Source organism: Pedobacter sp. MC2016-15 (assembly GCF_026239695.1).
GTDB lineage: Bacteria > Bacteroidota > Bacteroidia > Sphingobacteriales > Sphingobacteriaceae > Pedobacter.
The window spans coordinates 163073-181957 of record NZ_JAPIVS010000001.1 but is presented as its reverse complement, the minus strand read 5'-3'; the positions used below and the strand labels follow the sequence as shown (position 1 = coordinate 181957).

Below are 18885 nucleotides of genomic sequence, written 5' to 3'. Positions count from 1 at the left end.
TTTAATGTATTGTCTATCCAGCTATTTGTATTGGAGAATTTGATACTGATCCTTGATCCAGCCTGGCTAATTCCGGGAGTTGACTCCAACTGCTACCGGCTGGGATATGCTCAAGAATAATTGCTTTTGTGTCCGGATTGAAATTCCCGTTGAGTATCAGATGTCTGATTGGAATCTGTAAAGTAGCCAGCGCATGAAGGCTCAGTAAGGTGTGATTGATGCAGCCCAGATAATCCCTGACAACCAGCACTACCTCTGCTTCAAGCTGAGTGATCAGATCTGACATCAAAAATCCTGAAGCCAGGGGTACAAACAAACCTCCCGCACCCTCGATCAGCAGCTGATGATCTGTTACAGGAAGATGAAACGCATCCCGATTGATCTGAATTCCCTCCAGTCTGGCCGACTGATGTGGCGAGGCCGCAAGGTTCAGTCTGAAGGTTTCAGGATGAATAATGGTACGGCAGTTACTGATTAGTCTCCTGACCTGATCACTATCTGAATGATCAAGATCCCCTGATTGTACAGGTTTCCAGTAATCTGCTTTCAGCTGCTCGCAGAGTACAGCCGAAACTATAGTTTTGCCTACGGATGTACCTATGCCGGTGACAAATAGAGGTTTATTTCGCATAATGTGTGTGGGTCAGTTGATGAAATTGATCACAAAGCGCCAGAATTTCTTCATCGCTATTGTGGAGATGCAGGCAGATGCGTAATCTTTCCTTCCCTGCAGGGACTGTAGGACTGCGTATGGCCCTTACATCGAAGCCCTGTTTTTGCAGCTTAGCAGCAAAGCGCAGGACCCTTGCATTGTCTCCGGGGTATATGCACTGGATGGCTGAAGGGTTGAGACTGCTGATGAGTTTATCCTGGGAGGGCATATGCGCTTTCAGAAGCGAGGACTTATCCCTAAGTCTTAGCTGATCCTCCGGGCGGCTTAAAAGTCGCTCATAAGCGATCTTTATGGCCAACAGCTGACTGAAAGGGGTAGCTGTACTGTAAATAAAAGGACGGGCAAAGTTGATGAGGTAATCTTTTAATAAATTGCTACCCAAAATGATTGCTCCATGTAATCCAAGTGCTTTTCCAAAAGTAACCAGCCTTGCAAATACATGCTGATGAAGTTTGAGCAGGTCGACTAAGCCGGTGCCCCATACGCCAAAGGCATGAGCTTCATCAACGATCAGATGTGCATTCAAATCTCTGCACACAGCAGCGATTTGCAGAAGATCGGCCAGGTCGCCCTCCATTGAATAGACACTTTCAACGGCCACAAAACACTGTCCTGTGCTGAGCCTGATCTTTTTTTCCAGATCTTCGGGATCATTGTGTTTAAATTTTAGTCTTTTTGCCAGACTCAGCCTGGAGCCGTCTATGACTGATGCATGGATCAGTTCATCGTAAATGATCGTATCGTTTTTTTGCGGTACGCTGGAAAACAGGGCGAGGTTGGCTGTATAACCGGAATTGAAGATCAGTCCATTTTCTGCCTGATGTATAATTGCCAGTTCTTTTTCCAGTTGTTCTGCAAAGGCCGTATTCCCGCTGAGCAAGCGTGATCCGGTAGCACCGAGTAATGTCAGAGGATGTTTTTCCAGCTCCGCTGATATACTTTCTTTGAGTTCCGGTGATCTTGCAAAACCTAAATAATCATTTGAGCTAAAATCATATAAAGCGTTTTCATGCTGTAACTTACGTAAGTTTCCGGCAGCAGTACGCTCATTCAATTTGGTGTTTAGTATGTCTGTGAGATTTTCCAACATGTCTCAGGATAGCTGGTGTTCCTCCTGAATCGCTGCCGCGAGGTCATTGATCCAGTTCTGGTAGAGATTCTTCTCCACAGAAATGATGTTGTTTGCATGAAATTCCCAGTCAGCCGAAAAGGTCCTCAGCTGGGCGATCATTTCTTCCAGGTGACCCTGTTCTTCGAGAATGATCGAGCGCACACTCACCTTACTGCTATTTTTGCTGAGTATTTCCTGATAAACAGGATAGATCAGATCTGCACGAACTTCAATAGCATAGGTTACCAGCAGGTATGCCGCAAATTTCAGCCTGGCACCACGCAGATTCATATGCTCCATCAGATAACGACTCGTAGACATATCCAGTTTATTCAGGTAATATTTGCTGCTGTAGGGCGCCAGCAGATACTGCGGTTCATAAGTAGGACATGCTTCAGTATTCAACTTCCCGATTTGTTTTTTCAGATAAAAAGCATGGCGGTGTTCTTCTGCGGCATGTTTTAAGACCATATATGTTGATGTTTCCGGCAGTTCGTTTGCTGAGATCTTACGTGCGCCGATATTTTCCTGCAGCGACAGCGTATTGAGAAAACGAGCATGTATGTAATCATTGCCGACGATATGATTGAGTAGTTCTTCCAGTTCCATAGTGATAATGTTTGACCAAAAGTATTATCTTGCCGGATAGTTTAATGGTACCAGTTTTTAGTTTATGAGTAGTCCGGTTAATATTCCTTTTAAAAGTGTAATCCGCATTGATAAGTCGCTGGACAGACCAGTATACCTGCAGATTGCCCATCAGATGATTAATGCGATTCAGCGGGGGGTACTGCTGGATGGCATACAGCTCCCGGGCACGAGGAGCCTTGCGGATGACCTCGAGGTACACCGCAAGACCATTATTGCGGCTTATTATGAACTGGATGCTCAGGGATGGACAGAGATCAGGCCCAATAAGGGCACCTTTGTACGCAATAAAGTGCCATTGCCGGCAATACAGCCGAAAAGTTATCGGCGTAAAACCGCTGAAGGCGGCCCTGATGACCACGAAAAATTCCTGAACAGCTACCCCTCAAAAACTGGTTACACCTTTAAACAAAGCATTTTACTGGATGTGCTTCCTGTTACTGCGACATCCGGACTTGAATTTAATGACGGGTTGCCTGATATCAGACTGTTACCCCTTGAAAGGCTTTCTAAAGTATATGGAGGAATTCTCAAAAGTAAAACCAACTACCGGCACTTCGGTTATTCGCATGTTGAAGGAAATGAGTTTTTTCGCGAAACTCTGGCTTCTTACCTCAATAATACACGCGGGCTTCATATCAACAAAAACAATATTTTAACGACGCGCGGAATACATATGAGTATCTATATGGCCTCCAGTATACTGATTGAACCAGGAGATCTGGTTATCGTTGGAGATTTAAGCTATTACCTGGCAAACATGTGTTTTCAGCAATGTGGAGGTAAGATCATTTCTGTACCTGTGGACGAGGAGGGTATCTCAGTAGAAGCTATACGTGAGCTTTGTAAAAAGAAATCTATCAGGATGTTATACCTTACACCACATCATCATTATCCTACCACAGTAACGCTGAGTGCCGAGAGGCGTACTGAGTTGCTGCAACTTGCTGCTACCTATGGTTTTATCATTCTGGAGGATGATTACGATTACGATTTTCATTACAACGGGAACTCTGTATTGCCCTTAGCCAGTGCAGATACGAATGGGATGGTTGTATATATTGGTTCATTCTGCAAGTCGCTCGCTCCGGGTTTCCGTTCGGGCTATCTGGTAGCTCCGGAAAATCTGATTGTGGAGATGGCTAAACTACGCCGGCTGGTAGACCGGCAGGGAGATATGCTGATGGAGCAGGCTTTGGCAGAGCTGCTGGAAGAAAGAGAGATTCAGCGGCACCTGAAAAAAGCGCTGAAGATTTATCAGGAGCGAAGGGATGTATTTACAGGCTTATTGCAAAAGCAGCTGGGAGAGGAGTTGAATTTTGTGTCACCGCCAGGTGGCCTGTCGGTTTGGACGCAATGGAATCCACGATTAAATCTCATGAGGATCAGCAAAAAATGTCAGAAGCGAAATCTTTATCTGCCGCAGGAACTCCTCTATCAGAATGAAAGTTTTACAGCGATGCGGCTGGGTTTTGGAAACCTGACTACAGCAGAGCTGGAAGAGGCTGTGCATGTACTTAGCCTTGCTGTAAAAGACAGTTAATCACTACTTATCATTTGATAAAATTATAATTATATCTATTTGTAAATCAACACGCTTTACAGATTTACATAATTTATATATTCATTATCACAGCACATCAATTCCTTTTTCTTCCAAGTCGTCATAAATCATCGCATTGACCGTACTACGGGTGCTTTCGGACATTGAAATGTCCTTACACCAGAAATACACTGTTACATTAATACTTGTTTTTGACGCTGGCGCCATAATGATTCTGGCTTCCTTATTCTGCAAAATATTGTCATTGGATGTAACGGCAGATTTAATGATATCCTCCACATCCTGTCTCAGAAAAGGTTTAGCCAGTGTAAAGGAAATTGTGATCCTCATCTGGTTATTGGTAAGCGTCCAGTTGATGATATTATTAGACAAAATATTTCCATTGGGAATGATGATCTCTGCGCCCTCATCAGTCAGCAAAGTACTGGCACGGATGCCAATTTCCTTGACCCGACCCTTTTTGTCGCTCAGTTCCACCACATCGCCTATGCGCAAGGTTTTATCAAAGATCAAAATGATACCTGATACGAAGTTGCTGACGATATTTTGAAGTCCCAAACCGATACCCACACCAAGGGCTCCAAGTACAACCGTAATCTTATCAATTGGTAGTCCCGATGCAGCCACTGCCAGCAGGAATCCTCCAATGAGCAGGATCAGCCTGGTCACGATCAGCTTTGAACGCTCCCCCTTATTATCATCCAGGGTATCGTCTCCGGTGTCACCAAAAAAGTAGGCTATATATTTCTGCAGGAAGTTTGCCGTCCAGATGATCAGCAGGAACAATAGAATACCTCCAAATGTAAATGCCAGTGTACCTATAGTTCTTTTTTCGGTAAGGACAGTTAACAGGCTATCATATAATTCATTAAAAATATTCAGATTCACCAGGAAAAGGCTCAGCCAGATAAAAAATGCAATAATATTCAGCAGTCCGCGGATGCTCTTCACCACTGGCTCCCAGTCGAAATACTCGGGATAATGCTTGCGTATACGACTGCTCTTGATCTGTAAGAGGAAAGCTTCCGTAATCATCCCAACAAGGATAACCAGTGATACGGCATGCAGAAAAGCGCTGGAGGCAGTCGTATAAAATATCTGTGTGAGTGTAAAGCGGCCGAATAAATTGCAGAGGATCGATAAGAGATTAAAGACAATAAAGATAACGGCGACAGGCAGAAAAATCCTGTACCGACCTGCCTGATTCCTGAGTTTAATAAAGGATAATAAGGCGAACGCTGTAGAAGCCATACTAAAGATGACCAGGTTCCAGCGCTGATAACGTGGTGGCATTCCCAGAAGTCTCAGGACCACAGGAGCAATGAGCAGCACCACAAAGATACACCACTGATAGAAAACCCTCCGCGGTAACCTCTTATAGAGCAGGGTGGTCAGGCTTAATGCCAGTGCCACATGTACCCCTTCGATATACAATGCCGGTGCCAGCAGGTCAAATACTGGCGCCAGGGTTAAAATAAATATGAGTGAAACCTGATAAGGCTTTGGTCTGATAAAAAGAAATTTGAAAGATTCTACAGCATCCAGCCTATCCCTGTTGATCAGGCTTTTGAAGTTAAAGAATACCCAGAAAAAGAAGACCGCACCAAGCAGGATCAATCCTGCGCGGCCGCTTCTGGTATAAACAAAGTAATATCTTGAAATCTCCTGTTCGCTTTTCATAAAGCGTCTGAAGCCCATGCTGCCATTCGCTTTCTGGTTGACCGTCTCCCAGAGGTATCGCCTTTCTTTGCCAAAAGCTTTGATGCCCACAGCTTTGAGCTGGTTATCCGTTGTGTACTGTAATTCTTTAACGTTAATAATATTGGCAGAGGTTCTGGCCTGCAATGTGTTGATCAGATTGGTGTTGCTTTTAATCAGACTGTCCATCTCTACTTTTTTGCCCTTTAATTCGAGCAGTTGAGGTCTGAAGATCCTCCTGAGTGAGTCGACCGTAAAAATCTTGACCAGAACTGTATCCTTTCTGAGCGTCAGTATTCCGGTTTTCACTTCATTCAGCTTCTTTTCGTAATCGTCGAGATCAGCAAGACATTCTACATTGCTGCTTTCCAGCTCATCAAGCAGTGTCTGGTACATCTGCACGTTTTGCAGGTTGAGCGTTCTGTCGTTCTGTGTAAGACGCTCCTTAATTAAAGCGATAGCCGCTTCATCCTGTGTCAGGTATTTGGAGATTGCAGGGGTCTTATAAAAAGATGCAGTAGTAACCTTTACCTTGTTGATCGCTTCGAATACCCGTTGTAAACGGGCGAGGTAATCGCCTCTGGTAAGCAATGTAGAGTCTGCCAGATAAGAGACATCAGCTGATTTGTCTGGAGGATTTTGCCGGGCTTTTGAGCGTTGCGCTACCGCCGAGGAGATGTTGAAACAAACACCGATCACCAGGATCAGCAGAAAATTGCGGAATAAATGGAATATCGGGTGTTTGATCTTCATCTGAACTTTTTCTTAAATGGCTTTCTCGTAAATTCTATGCGTTTTATACGGATCACCTTTGATAGCCTTGATGGCATTATTAACAGGATGGTTATGTTCAAGCGTCCAGCCGGCTTCAGCATAATCATAATCCTTGGCCTTGTAGGTCTTGATAATCTTCGCATATAAAACTGCTTCGATTCCCATATGGCGGTAACCCTCGATCACACCGAGCATGAAAATCCGAATTCCTTTAATTTTTTTCAGACCGAAAAGCAATTTGAATATGCCTGTAGGGAGCAAACGTCCTTTTGGAATTCTCTTCTGGATCTGGTTCACATCCGGAAGTGCAATGGATATTCCTACAAATTTTCCTTCTTTTTCAGCTACAAACACAAAATCGGGATCAGCTATCATTTTCAGATCTTTGGCAATAAAGTCGAACTCCTCGTCAGTAGGAGGAACGAATCCCATATTTTTGTCCCAGGCGCTATTGTATACCTGCTTGAACTTTTCTGCCTCTTCTTTGAATTTCTTCATGTTCAGCTTTCTGATGGTGATTCCACGGGTGTTGATCCTTTCCTCCAGTTTATCAGAAATCCTTACAGAACGGTCATCGTAAGAAGTTTTGTCCCATCTCCAGGAGATCAGGTCTACTTGTTTTTTTAGACCTGTTTTTTCCAGCAGCGCTTCATAATAGGCAAAATTATGTGGTGTAAGTATCACCGGAGGATATTCGAAGCCCTTGATCAGCAGACCTGCGGTATCATTGGTGGTCAGGTTTACCGGTCCCACCAGGTTATTGATCGTACTATCCTGCTGCTTTAACCACTTCTCCGCCGTATCGATGAGCATTTTAGCACTTTCAGCATCATTGATCACATCGAAGAAGCCAAAAAAACCGTCTTTCACATGGTTAAACTCATTGTGGCGGTTATTCAGGATGGCCGCTATACGACCAATGATTTTATCCCCGTCAAACAGTAAAAAGCACTGCAATGATGAATGTTTATGGAAAGGATGTGTGGTCAGCAGATCGCGCTGTGCGATAAAAAGTTCGGGAACATACACAGGATCATTTTTGTACAGATCATGTGGAAAATCAATGAATGCGGCTAATTCTTTTTTTGATTTGACCTCGACTATTGTCTTCATATATTTTTGAGCAAGATTGATAAGCCTTGATAGCGGCTTTTAAATATAGCTTCAAAGATATTCAAATCAGACTTACCTTGTATAGCATATCCCTTAATTTAGTGATATCAAATTGCGTTATGGTATAATTCAGCAATTATTCGCCCCAGGCAGTAAGCATGATATTGCGGGCCCCGCCATAATTCCGGTGTTCACAGAGATAGATGCCCTGCCACATCCCCAGTGCGAGCCTTCCATTGCGGATGGGGATCATCAGCGAGGTATCCAGCAACGAAGCCTTGAGGTGTGCCGGCATATCATCAGAGCCTTCGTCATCATGCAGGTAGTCAGGATCGTTTTCCGGAACGGCTTTATTAAAGAACATCTCGAAGTCGTGCCTCACCGTGGGGTCTGCATTTTCATTGATGCTGAGAGAGGCAGAAGTATGCTGGATAAACACCTGGCATATTCCTGTTCTGATTTCGCTGATCTGCGGAAAGGCATGTACAATCTCTGCGGTGATTAAATGAAAGCCTCTGCGTTTTTCCTGCAGGCGTATCTGTTGCTGGTACATCTTCATTCGGCTAAATTTAGTTATTTTAATCATTTTTTCCAGATATTTGAAATCTATGAACTTTGAAAATACGCTATCCTTTGCAAAGGAAATGGATGCCAGTGATCCCCTGCATCCGCTTCGGAAAGAATTCTTGTTTCCTCAACAGAATGGTAAGCCCTTCATTTACCTCTGTGGTAATTCCCTGGGGCTGCAACCTGTATCAGCACGCGAAGTGATGAGCAAACAGCTTGACAACTGGCAAAACCTTGCAGTGGAAGGCTGGTTTGAGGGGGAAAGTCCATGGATGTATTATCATAAAGAACTGAAAAAGCTGATGGCACCAATTGTTGGGGCCAGAGCGGAAGAGGTATGCCCGATGAATACGCTTACTGTCAATCTCCATTTGCTGATGGTCAGTTTTTACAGACCTGACCAGAAAAGATTTAAGATCATCATGGAAGCAGGAGCCTTTCCATCAGATCAGTATGCCCTGGAAAGCCAGGTACGTTTTCATGGATTCGATCCCGCAGAGGCGATTATAGAGATTGCACCGAGAGCCGGGGAATATACATTGAGAACCGAAGATATCATCAATACCATTGCTGACCATGCAGATGACCTGGCATTGGTACTTTTTGGGGGCATCAATTATTTCACAGGTCAGTGTTTTGACATGGCAGCCATTACCAAAGCTGGACATGAGGCAGGCGCTATCGTAGGCTTTGATCTGGCTCATGCAGCTGGAAATGTCCCCTTGCAACTGCACGACTGGCAGGTAGATTTTGCCTGCTGGTGTACCTATAAATATCAGAACAGCGGTCCGGGAGGCATTGGCGCCATCTTCGTTCATGAAAATCATTTTACTGATAACAGTATGAACCGCTTTGCGGGATGGTGGGGCTACCAGGAATCAATACGTTTTAAAATGGAAAAGGGCTTTATAGCCGAACCAGGTGCCGATGGATGGCAGGTCAGCTGTACCCAGGTGATGCCCATGGCTTTGTACCACGCCTCATTGCTCATTTTTGAGAAAGCCGGATATATGGACCCACTGCGTCAGAAAAGCCTTAAGTTAACCGCTTACCTGAGGTTTGTGATTGAACAGGTAAATTCTGCTTTGGGTTTTCAGCAATATCAGATCATCACTCCAGCGGAGGATGAGCAGCATGGGGCACAGCTGTCTGTAATTGCTAAAGGAGACGCAAAGGGAATATTCAATCAATTGGTGGCAAACAATTTGCTGGGTGATTGGAGGGAGCCAAATGTAATCCGTTTTGGACCGGCACCACTGTACAACTCTTTTGAAGATATTTACCATACCGGCAAGCTGCTGTTGCAGGTCTGCCAAGAAGAAGCACTATGATCAAATACAACTCCAAGGCCTGGTTTACCTTTATCTTCCATATTCATAAAGCCGATACTTTCAGAAAACTATGGCCAATGATGCTTGGTGTAGGAGCCTTTTCAGGGTTGATCGCATTCCTGGAGCTGCATTTCTTTAAACTTTCTGAAAGCAATGCCGTCAGCAACATCAATATGATGCACAGTGTACTGGGTTTCGTTATCTCTTTGCTGCTCGTGTTCCGTACCAATACTGCCTATGACAGGTGGTGGGAAGCCAGGCGCCTGCTGGGGGAGCTCACAAATGTGAGCCGCAATCTCGCCATTAAAATCAAGTCGCTCAAACTGAACAGAGAAGACCACGAGTTTTTTAACTACGGCATCCCCAAATATGCTTTTGCCTTAAAGGAACATCTGAGGGAAAAACAATACTTTGGAAAAAACAGTTTTCTGATTGAGGTTGACGGAGGCAAACATATTCCGAACCAGATTGCCGGAAGTCTGACCGCAAGAATCTATGACCTTGTCGCTGCCGGAAAGCTGTCAGGGGAGCAACAGATTATTCTGAGTGCCGATCTGAGCCGCTTTACAGATATCTGCGGTGGTTGCGAAAGGATCAAAAAGACACCGATTCCTTTCTCATACAGTACTTTCATCAAGAAGTTTCTCTTCGTATATGTCATCACACTTCCTTTTGGATGGGTATTTAGCCTGGGCTTTTTTGTAGTGCCCATTGTTCCTTTTATCCTCTATGTATTAGCGAGTTTGGAGCTTATAGCTGAAGAGATTGAAGATCCATTTGGAAATGATGCAAACGACCTGCCGGTAGATGATATCTGCAACAATATCGAAAAACATATCGCAGAAATTCTGGGCTAAGATGGTGAAGATTGCCTATGATCCAATATACGCCCATCCACTGCCCGAAGGGCACCGCTTTCCCATGCTCAAATATGAGCTGATACCAGCACAGCTGCTCCACGAAGGAGTCATCATCCAGGATAACCTCTTTTCGCCGGAACTGCTGGACGAGGAGGAAGTTCTTCGTTCGCATGATGCAGGATATTGGCAACAGCTCAAAAATCTGACACTGCCGCCGCGGGAGCAGCGCAGGATTGGCTTTCCACTCAATGCACAGTTGCTGGAACGGGAGCTCCGTATTGCCCGGGGCACAATAGATGGCGCCTTGCATGCCGGAAAGCATGCCATCGCCTTTAACGTAGCTGGCGGTACGCATCACGCAGGTTCTGACTGGGGTGAAGGTTTTTGTATCCTCAACGATCAGGCTATTGCGGCCAATTATCTGATAGCTAATAAAATATACGAGCGTATATTAATTATCGATTTAGATGTTCATCAGGGAAATGGAACAGCTGAAATGCTTCAAAATGAATCCCGCATCTTCACTTTTTCGATGCATGGCGAGAAGAACTTTCCTTTCCGCAAGGAAGTGTCTGACCTGGATATCGGCTTGGAGGACGGGTTGGAGGACGAAGCTTATCTTTCCATCCTCGCAGAGACCTTACCTCAACTGTATGCCCGGCAGCAACCGCAATTTGTTTTTTATTTGTCGGGTGTAGACGTGCTGGCTACTGATAAACTGGGGAAACTTGCTTTAACAAAAGCCGGTTGCCGGGAGCGGGACAGAATGGTATTCCAGTTTTGCAGGGATCACCAGCTGCCGGTGCAGGTAAGTATGGGCGGGGGCTATTCTCCGGAAATCAGGGACATTGTTGATGCGCACTGCCATACTTTTAAGATCGGAATAGACCTGCTTGGGGATTAATTTCCTGTTACTAGTTTTGCACATCTGTTCCGTTTCCAGATAATTTTTATGAGATTTATCGGTTCCAATAGAATGATTGCTGATGAAGATTGTAATTGCAGAAAAACCATCCGTTGCCCGCGAGCTTGCTAAAGTTTTTGGTGCAACGGGAAAGAAAGACGGATACATTGAAGGTAAAGGATATTCATTTACCTGGGCATTCGGACATCTGCTGCAACTGGCACCTCCACAGGAGTATGGTTTTATTGGCTGGAGAAGACAACACCTGCCAATGCTGCCCGCAAAGTTCAAACTGGCGATCAGAAAGATCAAAACCAAAGATGGCTTTGTGGAAGACCCCGGCGTAAGAAAGCAGCTGGATATCATTAAAAGGCTGTTTGATGAATCTACTGAGATCATTGTTGCCACGGATGCCGGGAGGGAAGGCGAACTCATTTTCCGCTATATCTATTACTTTCTGAAATGTAAGAAGCCCTTCAAAAGACTATGGATATCTTCTCAAACTGATGAAGCCATCAAAGAAGGGTTCCGGAATCTGAAACCGGGTACTGATTATGATACGCTGTTCAACTCCGCACATTGCAGGTCAGAGTCAGACTGGCTGGTCGGGATGAATGCCACTCAGGCCCTGAGTATTTCTGCGGGATCACGCTCCGTGTTATCTCTTGGGAGGGTACAAACACCTACACTGGCGATGATCTGTTCAAGATATCTTGAGATCAAGAATTTTGTGCCGCAGTTATACTATCAACTGGGCATACAACTGGATAAGGCCGGACAACTGTTTAAAGCAGTGTCTGTAGCCAATTTTAACGTTAAGGAGGAAGCACAGGCTTTATTTGATAAAATTGAAGATGTACCATCAGGATTTCCCAACGGTGGTAAAATACTTGATGTAGAGGCCAAACCGAGAAAGGAACCACCACCCTTATTGCACGATCTGAGTAGTTTGCAACAAGAGGCGAACAAAAGAAAGGGCTATACTGCCGACCAAACTCTGGGGCTGCTGCAGAATCTTTATGAAAGCAAACTGGTTTCCTATCCGCGTACCGGAAGCAGGTATATCGGTGATGATGTATTTGCCGGAGTACCACAGCTGATCGCGCAACTGGCATCGCACCCGGATTTTGGGAAGGCAGCCGATTTCCTGCAGACTGTTCCATTGAACAAGAGGAGTGTAAATGCAAAGAAAGTAACGGATCACCATGCCATATTGCCCACAGGGGTGACCCCACAGGGTTTAAGTTCTGACAGACAGGCCATCTATGACATGGTGGTTGCACGTATGCTGGAAGCTTTTCATCAGGAATGTGTGAAAGAGGTAACAAAGATCACCATTGAATCTGGTTCAGTTTTTATTGCCAATGGTACTGTTATCCGCTCTGCGGGCTGGCGTTCGGTTTTAAACGATAAGGATGAAGAGAAAAAAGATGAGGACAACCCTTCACTGCCCAAGGTAAAAAAAGGAGAGGAGCTTCCGATCGTGGAAAAGGTATTCCTGGAGAAACAAACTAAACCGAAAGCATTGTACAATGAAGCATCCTTGTTAAAAGCGCTGGAGACTTCAGGTAAAGAGATTGAAGATGAAGAGTTGCGTTATGCAATGAAGGACAGTGGACTGGGTACTCCTGCAACGCGTGCCTCGATCATCGAAACCCTGATCACGAGAGAATATATACAAAGGGAAAAAAGAAACCTGGTTCCTACACACAAGGGACTGGCGGTATATGATGTAGTTAAAGATCAGAAGATTGCACAGGCAGAGCTGACAGGTTCATGGGAAAAGCGTCTTGAAGAAATCCGCTCGGGTGCATCGGTCACAGATTTCAAAGCAGAGATCTCTGAATATACACGCTCCATTACCAATGAGCTGCTGGCTGCAGGAGCAGGGCTTGCGGCGCGGCTGGAACCAAAAAAAGAGGAAACAGCCGCTGTGTAAGTTTCATTTAATGTTGCTTTACTTTTTCCAGCAGCAGGTTGAGGAGAGCTTCCGATATTTTGCCTGGCTTACCATCTCCAACAGGTCTTCCGTCTATCTGAATTACTGGCATAATATGTTTAGTAGTACTGGTGATAAAGGCTTCTGTGGCATGATCCAGATCCTGCAGGTTGAAATCAAGTTCAATAATCTTATAGTTGTGATTTTCTAAGGTCAGGAGGTTCTTGCGGATGACTCCCGGAAGAACATCGCTCTTTGCGGTGATGATTTCCTGTTGTTCATTTACCATAAAGAAGTTGGCCCTTGGAACTTCCTTTACCTGTCCATTGTGGTGGTAAAGTACATCGTCGGCACCGTTTTCCCTGATAAAAGGTTGCAGCCAGATGGCCATTGAATAATCTATAGTTTTCATTCCGGACAACTGGCGCTGATAATCATACAGTATTACCTTAATACCTGTGTTGTTAAAGCTAAGATTCATCAGGAATGGTTGCTGAGTAATGATCAGGTTATGTGCCTCAGGAAGCTGGAAACCATCCGGAGAATATCCTCCGGTGAGCGTAAGCCTGATACCGGAATCCGGCAGATCATTCTTTTCCATCAGTTCAGCTATGATGGCTTTTAATTGTGCCGGCGTATAAGTTATATGCAGATGCATCTTGCGGGCTGAATTGTAAAATCTGTCCAGGTGGTCGTCCAGGAAGATCGGTTTGCCGCCAATAGTTTTAAAGAAGTCGAATATCCCATATCCACGCTGTATAGCGAGGTCTGTGATCAGCACGGATGCCTTATCCGTGGCTATAAAAGTATCATTGATGTAAACGTATTTTGCTGCCATTAACCATTAGGTTTAAGATTTGCAATAATAAAAAAAATCTGTGTGCTCTGTATATGCCAATACTTATATTAGCTGCGTATGGCACTATTTAACTTTAGTAACGTTTAGTATGTATATCTGTTTGGCCCTCATCTTATTTTCGGCACTAATTATTATCCTGATACTCAACATTCCCGCTTTTGGGCGACTACCCAGCGGTGCAAGGCTTGAAAAGATCAAACTTTTGCCTGTTTATCATGACGGAGCAATTAAAAATTTTGTTGATACCCCGGATCTCCCTGCGGGGGTGACTTATTGGGATGTACTAAAGGCAATGATTCAGGGAAATCCTAACAAAAGGCCACCAGCACCCTTACCTTTTGTACAGCCCGAAATTGGTTCTGTTGAAGGTACTAAAGTCACCTGGTTTGGCCACTCTTCATATCTGCTGCAGATTGATAAACTCAAGATACTGGTTGACCCTGTGTTCAGCAAGAGCACATCCCCATTTTCATTTATTGGAAACAGGAGTTATGACGGAACGGATTTTATCCATGCGGAGGATTTTGATCATGTAGATATTGTACTGATTACGCATGACCATTATGATCACCTGGATATGGATAGCATCATCAAACTAAAGGATAGGACCGGATATTTTATAACCTCACTGGGAGTAGGTGCACACCTGGAAAGGTGGGGAGTGGCGCCGGAGAATATTACTGAACTGTGCTGGTCTGAATCTACAAGTTTGTTAGGTTTAACATTTACAGCTGCTCCTGCGCGGCACTTCAGCGGCAGGAAGTTTAAACGGGGACAAACGCTCTGGTCCAGTTTTGTGATTCAAACACCAGTTTACAAGCTTTTTCTTGGCGGAGATTCGGGATATGAAGATCACTTCAAAAAGATTGGAGAAGAATACGGCCCCTTTGATCTGGCTATTTTGGAATGCGGACAGTACAATGCCTTCTGGCCCTATATACATATGTTTCCTGAGCAGGTGGTACTGGCTGCTAAAGATTTGAAGGCACAGCTTCTGCTGCCTGTACACTGGGCTAAGTTTTCTCTGGCCCTGCATAACTGGGACGACTCTATCCGCAGGGTGGTGAAAAGCGCTGAAGAACAACACCAGCATATTACAACCCCCTTACTTGGTGAAACGATACTTTTGGGAGCAAAATATCCTTCAAGCAAATGGTGGTTAAATGTTGCTGCCGCTAAACAATAGTTTTAAGCTGCTGTTATATCTAAAAAATATAATTTATGAAAACGGATCAGATAGAAATATTTCAAACCATCAGGGCGGCATTGCAGCCTTATGCTACATTGGGTTTCACAAACAGAACCAACAGCGAAGAAAAATACGATCTTTGGTCTGAAAAAAATCTTGAAATTGACGGAGAACAGCGTACGGAAACTTTTTTTGTATCAGTAGATATCAAAGAAGGTCATGTATCCCTGGAGCTTCTGCCCGAGCATCTGCCTCAGCACGAACGCGAAACGGTCATCAGGGAGCTGGACGACCTGACACTGAATCTCATTGAAGACCGGGTGGCAGCAGCTTACAAAATTTTTAAAGAACAGGAGTGGGTATAACAATTGCCGGCTGGCAGCATAATTTACTGGAAAACTTATTGAAAAAGGGCATTGCCGCAGATGTTTCTGCTGAAGGCAATGCCCTTTTGTTAAAATTTATGGATGCCAGGCAGCTGGTATTAAATCTGATATCCTCCGCGGATCATATGCCTGTAGAGGATATGCTCAATCTGCAGTTGGCCTATCGTGCAAATGGTGTTTTGCTGGTGCAACTCTGGGAAGATATCTGGATCACCAGGCCCATGCAGGTCTTGAGCAGAATAAATTCGATACTTGGAAAAAACTGCACCGTTCATGGTCGTAAAACTAAAGTGGTGGCCCTGAGTCAGCCCGAAGCGGATTCATTTTTTGATTGTTATCATCTACAGGCCTCTGCAAGTTCACGATATAAATATGGCCTTACTCTTGATAATGAGGTAGTGGCCATGGCTTCCTTTAGTGCCAAAAGAAATATGACCCGAAGGGAGAAAGCGGGTTATACCTCCGTGGAACTGATCCGTTTTGCTACCAAAGATGGGATTACTGTTCAGGGAGGGCTCAGTAAACTGATCAAACACCTTATTAAAACTATTGCGCCGGATGATGTGATGACCTACGCAGATATGGACTGGTCGTACGGACAAGGATATACCCGGCTGGGCTTTGAACTGGTGTCTGCATCAGCTCCTGCTGAGATATGGCTCAACACAGAAAACATGACGCGTGTTTTCCCGCATCGTTTGCCACCGGAAATCAGATCTGCTATCAGCGGGATGAGCTCCGCAGAAGCTGATGTTTATCTGGCGGCGAAACATTACCTTCGTGTTTACAATACAGGTAATCTAAAATATATCCTCAAAACCTAATGAATCCTCTATTAATCATTCTTGGCGCTACAGCATCCGGTAAAACCAGGCTGGCTGTGTCTGTAGCTGCTGCTTTGAACGGGGAAATTATCAGTGCCGACAGCCGGCAGGTGTTCCGGGGAATGGACATTGGTACAGGGAAAGATCTGAAAGAGTATCATCTGAACGGCAAGGATATTCCTTACCACCTGATCGATATCAGAGATGCCGGAGATCAGTATAATGTCAACGCTTTCAAAGATGACTTCTATGAGGTTTATGAAAGGATTACTACTGCGAATAAGATTCCTGTTCTCTGCGGAGGTACAGGGATGTATATGCATAGTATCCTGCAAAATCATCAGTATACGGCGGTCCCCGTCAACGCAGCACTCAGGGAACAATTGCCGGCACATGATATTGAGGAACTGAGACGAACCCTATCCGGATATCCCGGAGAACTAACTGTCCAGGCTGATCTGTCATCTGCAAAGCGGTTGGTGAGGGCCATAGAAATTGCCGATTACCTGCAGCATCATACCTTATCTGAAGAGCTTCGTCCTGAGATCGCCCCCCTGATTATCGGGCTTACAGGTGATGTGGAGTCGCGGCGATCAAGGATTATGAAAAGGTTGAATGAGCGTTTTGAAGAGGGGCTGATCGATGAAGTGCAGGGTTTATTAACGCAGGGAGTAAGTGCGGAAAGGCTAGTTTTCTATGGAATGGAATATAAATTCGTGACTTTATATCTGCAAAATGAGCTTAGTCTGTCCGATCTGAAGGAGAAACTATACATTGCTATCCGTCAGTTTGCCAAAAGACAGATGACGTTTTTCAGGAAGATGGAAAAAGACGGTGTCGTGATAAACTGGTTGAATACAGACATGAAACCTGAATTGTTGCAGCAAAATGTTCTGAAGCAATTTAGGGAAAAATATTCGTTGTAATTTACTGTTTGACAGCGAAATCACGATTTTTCGTCGTTTTCTTCCGCCGCCAATGACCGGTCAAATTTCTTGTTGTTTGATATTTTGTAAAAAAATCTCTCGTTAAAGCCGCGGGACGTGTTTGATCAGGAGATTAATAATCTTTTGACGCTATTGGCATGTTGTTTGTAATTGTGGCCATAACAGAGTGAATCTGGAACATATAACAACTTATACAACATGAAAAAATCTACTAAACTTTTTGCTTCAGCAGTAGCTGCAGTAGCAATCTTTTTCTCGACAAATGTAAATGCACAAAAAATAGGTATTGGCGCTAACGTAGGTATCCCAACAGATGATGCATACAGTTTCGCAGCAGGGCTGGACGTTCGTCTGCAATTTGATGTGACCAAACAACTTTCTGTTCCTGTAGCCACAGGTTATACAAACTTCTTCGCCAAAGACAGAACTGTTAATTTTGGCGCTGGAAATGTAGACCTTCCTGACTATGGCTATATTCCTGTGAAAACAGGTCTGAAGTATTTCCTTGATCCATCAGGCTCAGGTGTATATGCGATGGGTGAGGTAGGTGCTGCATTCGGAGTGACCGATCATGCTAAAACTACGTTCCTTTATGCGCCAACGCTGGGTTATTCATGGAGCAATGGTCTTGACTTGGGTATCAAGTATGAAAACGCAGGTAAAGGTGATGCATTACGCCTGATTGACGACAAAAACCGTACAGGCCAGATCGCTTTGCGTATCGCTTATGGTTTTAAATTGTAATAAATTACAGGCCTCCATTTAAGGAGGAATAGTGAGAGCAGCCCTGATCGATATCAGGGCTGCTTTTTTATTAACAGGAGGAATCATCTTTATCAATTGCAATATTTTCAAAAAGCACGTCATTAATACTGTGCTTTTTTACTTATTTAGAATTAAAATAGTATTTTGACCAAAAAAAGAAATTAATGAAATCATATATAGGAATAGCACTTTTACTGGCTTTAGGAGCTTGTTCAAACGCTCCCAAAGAAGAGGCTGCCGCTACAGATACTACGGTTGTAAGGAATGCTGCTGTTGGAGATTCGGATTTGCAACTTACCGATCCCAAACTGCAGGATATCTATAATGGATATATCAAGCTGAAAAACATGCTGGTAGGGAGTGAAGCTGCAGGAGCACACCAAAGTGCTGCCGAGTTGTCAAAATCTCTTTCTGCCTATTCTGGCTGTGAGAACACTGCCCTCATTGCAGATAAAATTGCTGCTACTGAAGATCTCAAAGTACAGCGTAAGGAATTTACCGCGCTGAGCTCAGATGTTATTGCACTATTTAAACACGCTGAACTAAAAAAAGGTACCATCTATGTACAGCATTGCCCGATGGCAAACAATGGGGATGGGGGCGATTGGCTGGCTTCAGAAAAGAAGATCAACAATCCATATTATGGCGATGAAATGCTGGAATGCGGCGGAGTAGTTGAAGAAATTAAACCTAAAATATAAGATTAATTTTTTAGGAGTGATGATCAGCACTT

The 18885-nt window shown here is 44.3% G+C and carries 18 protein-coding genes; 11 read left to right on the top strand and 7 right to left on the bottom strand.

Features of this window, described 5'->3' with window-relative positions; translation table 11 throughout:
- Positions 1-13 precede the first annotated feature (13 nt).
- The 3 genes from bioD to OQY15_RS00830 are packed head-to-tail and all read right to left on the bottom strand — an operon-like array spanning position 14 to position 2393.
- On the bottom strand, positions 14-631 hold the full coding sequence (bioD, locus tag OQY15_RS00840) for a dethiobiotin synthase (RefSeq protein ID WP_265786584.1): 618 nt from the start codon (positions 629-631) through the stop codon (positions 14-16).
- On the bottom strand, positions 621-1763 hold the full coding sequence (locus OQY15_RS00835; RefSeq protein ID WP_265786582.1) for an 8-amino-7-oxononanoate synthase: 1143 nt from the start codon (positions 1761-1763) through the stop codon (positions 621-623). Before OQY15_RS00835 ends, bioD begins: the two co-directional genes overlap by 11 nt.
- Before the next feature lie 3 nt (positions 1764-1766).
- Positions 1767-2393, bottom strand: a complete 627-nt coding sequence (locus tag OQY15_RS00830; protein ID WP_265786580.1) for a hypothetical protein — start codon at positions 2391-2393, stop codon at positions 1767-1769.
- Positions 2394-2457: 64 nt separating this feature from the next.
- Between OQY15_RS00830 and OQY15_RS00825 the strand changes: the two genes are divergently transcribed.
- Complete coding sequence (locus OQY15_RS00825) at positions 2458-3975, top strand: PLP-dependent aminotransferase family protein (RefSeq protein ID WP_265786578.1); 1518 nt, start codon at positions 2458-2460, stop codon at positions 3973-3975.
- An 87-nt stretch (positions 3976-4062) separates the two neighbouring features.
- Here the strand turns inward: OQY15_RS00825 and OQY15_RS00820 are convergent, their stop codons facing one another.
- The 3 genes from OQY15_RS00820 to OQY15_RS00810 all read right to left on the bottom strand — a co-directional run bounded on the left by OQY15_RS00820 (position 4063) and on the right by OQY15_RS00810 (position 8140).
- On the bottom strand, positions 4063-6447 hold the full coding sequence (locus OQY15_RS00820) for a mechanosensitive ion channel domain-containing protein (protein WP_265786576.1): 2385 nt from the start codon (positions 6445-6447) through the stop codon (positions 4063-4065).
- Positions 6448-6459: 12 nt separating this feature from the next.
- Entirely contained in the window at positions 6460-7581 is a 1122-nt protein-coding gene (locus tag OQY15_RS00815) for a hypothetical protein (protein WP_265786574.1), read from the bottom strand.
- A gap of 136 nt (positions 7582-7717) precedes the next feature.
- Positions 7718-8140 (bottom strand): secondary thiamine-phosphate synthase enzyme YjbQ, encoded by a 423-nt coding sequence (locus tag OQY15_RS00810; RefSeq protein WP_265786572.1) that lies wholly within the window; start codon positions 8138-8140, stop codon positions 7718-7720.
- A gap of 49 nt (positions 8141-8189) precedes the next feature.
- Between OQY15_RS00810 and kynU the strand changes: the two genes are divergently transcribed.
- From kynU to OQY15_RS00790, 4 genes are all read left to right on the top strand, one after another.
- Positions 8190-9479, top strand: a complete 1290-nt coding sequence (kynU, locus tag OQY15_RS00805) for a kynureninase (RefSeq protein ID WP_265786570.1) — start codon at positions 8190-8192, stop codon at positions 9477-9479.
- Positions 9476-10336, top strand: a complete 861-nt coding sequence (locus OQY15_RS00800; RefSeq protein WP_265786568.1) for a bestrophin family ion channel — start codon at positions 9476-9478, stop codon at positions 10334-10336. Before kynU ends, OQY15_RS00800 begins: the two co-directional genes overlap by 4 nt.
- 1 nt (position 10337) lies before the next feature.
- A complete protein-coding gene (locus OQY15_RS00795) occupies positions 10338-11243 on the top strand; it encodes a histone deacetylase (protein ID WP_265786566.1) in 906 nt (301 codons plus the stop codon).
- Between the two features lie 82 nt (positions 11244-11325).
- Positions 11326-13182 (top strand): DNA topoisomerase, encoded by a 1857-nt coding sequence (locus tag OQY15_RS00790; protein WP_265786564.1) that lies wholly within the window; start codon positions 11326-11328, stop codon positions 13180-13182.
- Positions 13183-13189: 7 nt separating this feature from the next.
- On the opposite strand, the gene OQY15_RS00785 is transcribed toward OQY15_RS00790, so the two are convergent.
- Positions 13190-14020 carry an aminotransferase class IV gene (locus OQY15_RS00785; protein ID WP_265786561.1) on the bottom strand — a complete coding sequence of 277 codons (831 nt, stop codon included), beginning with the start codon at positions 14018-14020 and terminating at the stop codon, positions 13190-13192.
- A 109-nt stretch (positions 14021-14129) separates the two neighbouring features.
- Here OQY15_RS00785 and OQY15_RS00780 point away from each other — a divergent pair, with 109 nt between their 5' ends.
- The 6 genes from OQY15_RS00780 (at position 14130) to OQY15_RS00755 (ending at position 18853) form a co-directional block, all read left to right on the top strand.
- Positions 14130-15227 carry an MBL fold metallo-hydrolase gene (locus OQY15_RS00780; RefSeq protein WP_265786559.1) on the top strand — a complete coding sequence of 366 codons (1098 nt, stop codon included), beginning with the start codon at positions 14130-14132 and terminating at the stop codon, positions 15225-15227.
- 35 nt (positions 15228-15262) lie between these two features.
- The gene (locus OQY15_RS00775; protein ID WP_265786557.1) at positions 15263-15595 is read left to right on the top strand and encodes a hypothetical protein; all 333 of its coding nucleotides are present in this window, start codon (positions 15263-15265) and stop codon (positions 15593-15595) included.
- Positions 15586-16440 (top strand): hypothetical protein, encoded by an 855-nt coding sequence (locus OQY15_RS00770; RefSeq protein WP_265786555.1) that lies wholly within the window; start codon positions 15586-15588, stop codon positions 16438-16440. The genes OQY15_RS00775 and OQY15_RS00770 overlap by 10 nt, the downstream gene beginning before the upstream one ends.
- Entirely contained in the window at positions 16440-17366 is a 927-nt protein-coding gene (gene miaA / locus OQY15_RS00765) for a tRNA (adenosine(37)-N6)-dimethylallyltransferase MiaA (protein WP_265786553.1), read from the top strand. The genes OQY15_RS00770 and miaA overlap by 1 nt, the downstream gene beginning before the upstream one ends.
- 219 nt (positions 17367-17585) lie before the next feature.
- A complete protein-coding gene (locus OQY15_RS00760) occupies positions 17586-18131 on the top strand; it encodes a hypothetical protein (protein WP_265786551.1) in 546 nt (181 codons plus the stop codon).
- Between the two features lie 185 nt (positions 18132-18316).
- Positions 18317-18853 carry a DUF3347 domain-containing protein gene (locus tag OQY15_RS00755; RefSeq protein ID WP_265786549.1) on the top strand — a complete coding sequence of 179 codons (537 nt, stop codon included), beginning with the start codon at positions 18317-18319 and terminating at the stop codon, positions 18851-18853.
- Positions 18854-18885: the final 32 nt, after the last annotated feature.

Excerpts from the sequence above, each read along its gene's own strand:
- bioD (WP_265786584.1), bottom strand. The coding sequence starts at position 631 with ATGCGAAATAAACCTCTATTTGTCACCGGCATAGGTACATCCGTAGGC.
- OQY15_RS00835 (WP_265786582.1), bottom strand. The coding sequence starts at position 1,763 with ATGTTGGAAAATCTCACAGACATACTAAACACCAAATTGAATGAGCGT.
- OQY15_RS00830 (WP_265786580.1), bottom strand. The coding sequence starts at position 2,393 with ATGGAACTGGAAGAACTACTCAATCATATCGTCGGCAATGATTACATA.
- OQY15_RS00825 (WP_265786578.1), top strand. The coding sequence starts at position 2,458 with ATGAGTAGTCCGGTTAATATTCCTTTTAAAAGTGTAATCCGCATTGAT.
- OQY15_RS00820 (WP_265786576.1), bottom strand. The coding sequence starts at position 6,447 with ATGAAGATCAAACACCCGATATTCCATTTATTCCGCAATTTTCTGCTG.
- OQY15_RS00815 (WP_265786574.1), bottom strand. The coding sequence starts at position 7,581 with ATGAAGACAATAGTCGAGGTCAAATCAAAAAAAGAATTAGCCGCATTC.
- OQY15_RS00810 (WP_265786572.1), bottom strand. The coding sequence starts at position 8,140 with ATGAAGATGTACCAGCAACAGATACGCCTGCAGGAAAAACGCAGAGGC.
- kynU (WP_265786570.1), top strand. The coding sequence starts at position 8,190 with ATGAACTTTGAAAATACGCTATCCTTTGCAAAGGAAATGGATGCCAGT.
- OQY15_RS00800 (WP_265786568.1), top strand. The coding sequence starts at position 9,476 with ATGATCAAATACAACTCCAAGGCCTGGTTTACCTTTATCTTCCATATT.
- OQY15_RS00795 (WP_265786566.1), top strand. The coding sequence starts at position 10,338 with ATGGTGAAGATTGCCTATGATCCAATATACGCCCATCCACTGCCCGAA.
- OQY15_RS00790 (WP_265786564.1), top strand. The coding sequence starts at position 11,326 with ATGAAGATTGTAATTGCAGAAAAACCATCCGTTGCCCGCGAGCTTGCT.
- OQY15_RS00785 (WP_265786561.1), bottom strand. The coding sequence starts at position 14,020 with ATGGCAGCAAAATACGTTTACATCAATGATACTTTTATAGCCACGGAT.
- OQY15_RS00780 (WP_265786559.1), top strand. The coding sequence starts at position 14,130 with ATGTATATCTGTTTGGCCCTCATCTTATTTTCGGCACTAATTATTATC.
- OQY15_RS00775 (WP_265786557.1), top strand. The coding sequence starts at position 15,263 with ATGAAAACGGATCAGATAGAAATATTTCAAACCATCAGGGCGGCATTG.
- miaA (WP_265786553.1), top strand. The coding sequence starts at position 16,440 with ATGAATCCTCTATTAATCATTCTTGGCGCTACAGCATCCGGTAAAACC.
- OQY15_RS00760 (WP_265786551.1), top strand. The coding sequence starts at position 17,586 with ATGAAAAAATCTACTAAACTTTTTGCTTCAGCAGTAGCTGCAGTAGCA.
- OQY15_RS00755 (WP_265786549.1), top strand. The coding sequence starts at position 18,317 with ATGAAATCATATATAGGAATAGCACTTTTACTGGCTTTAGGAGCTTGT.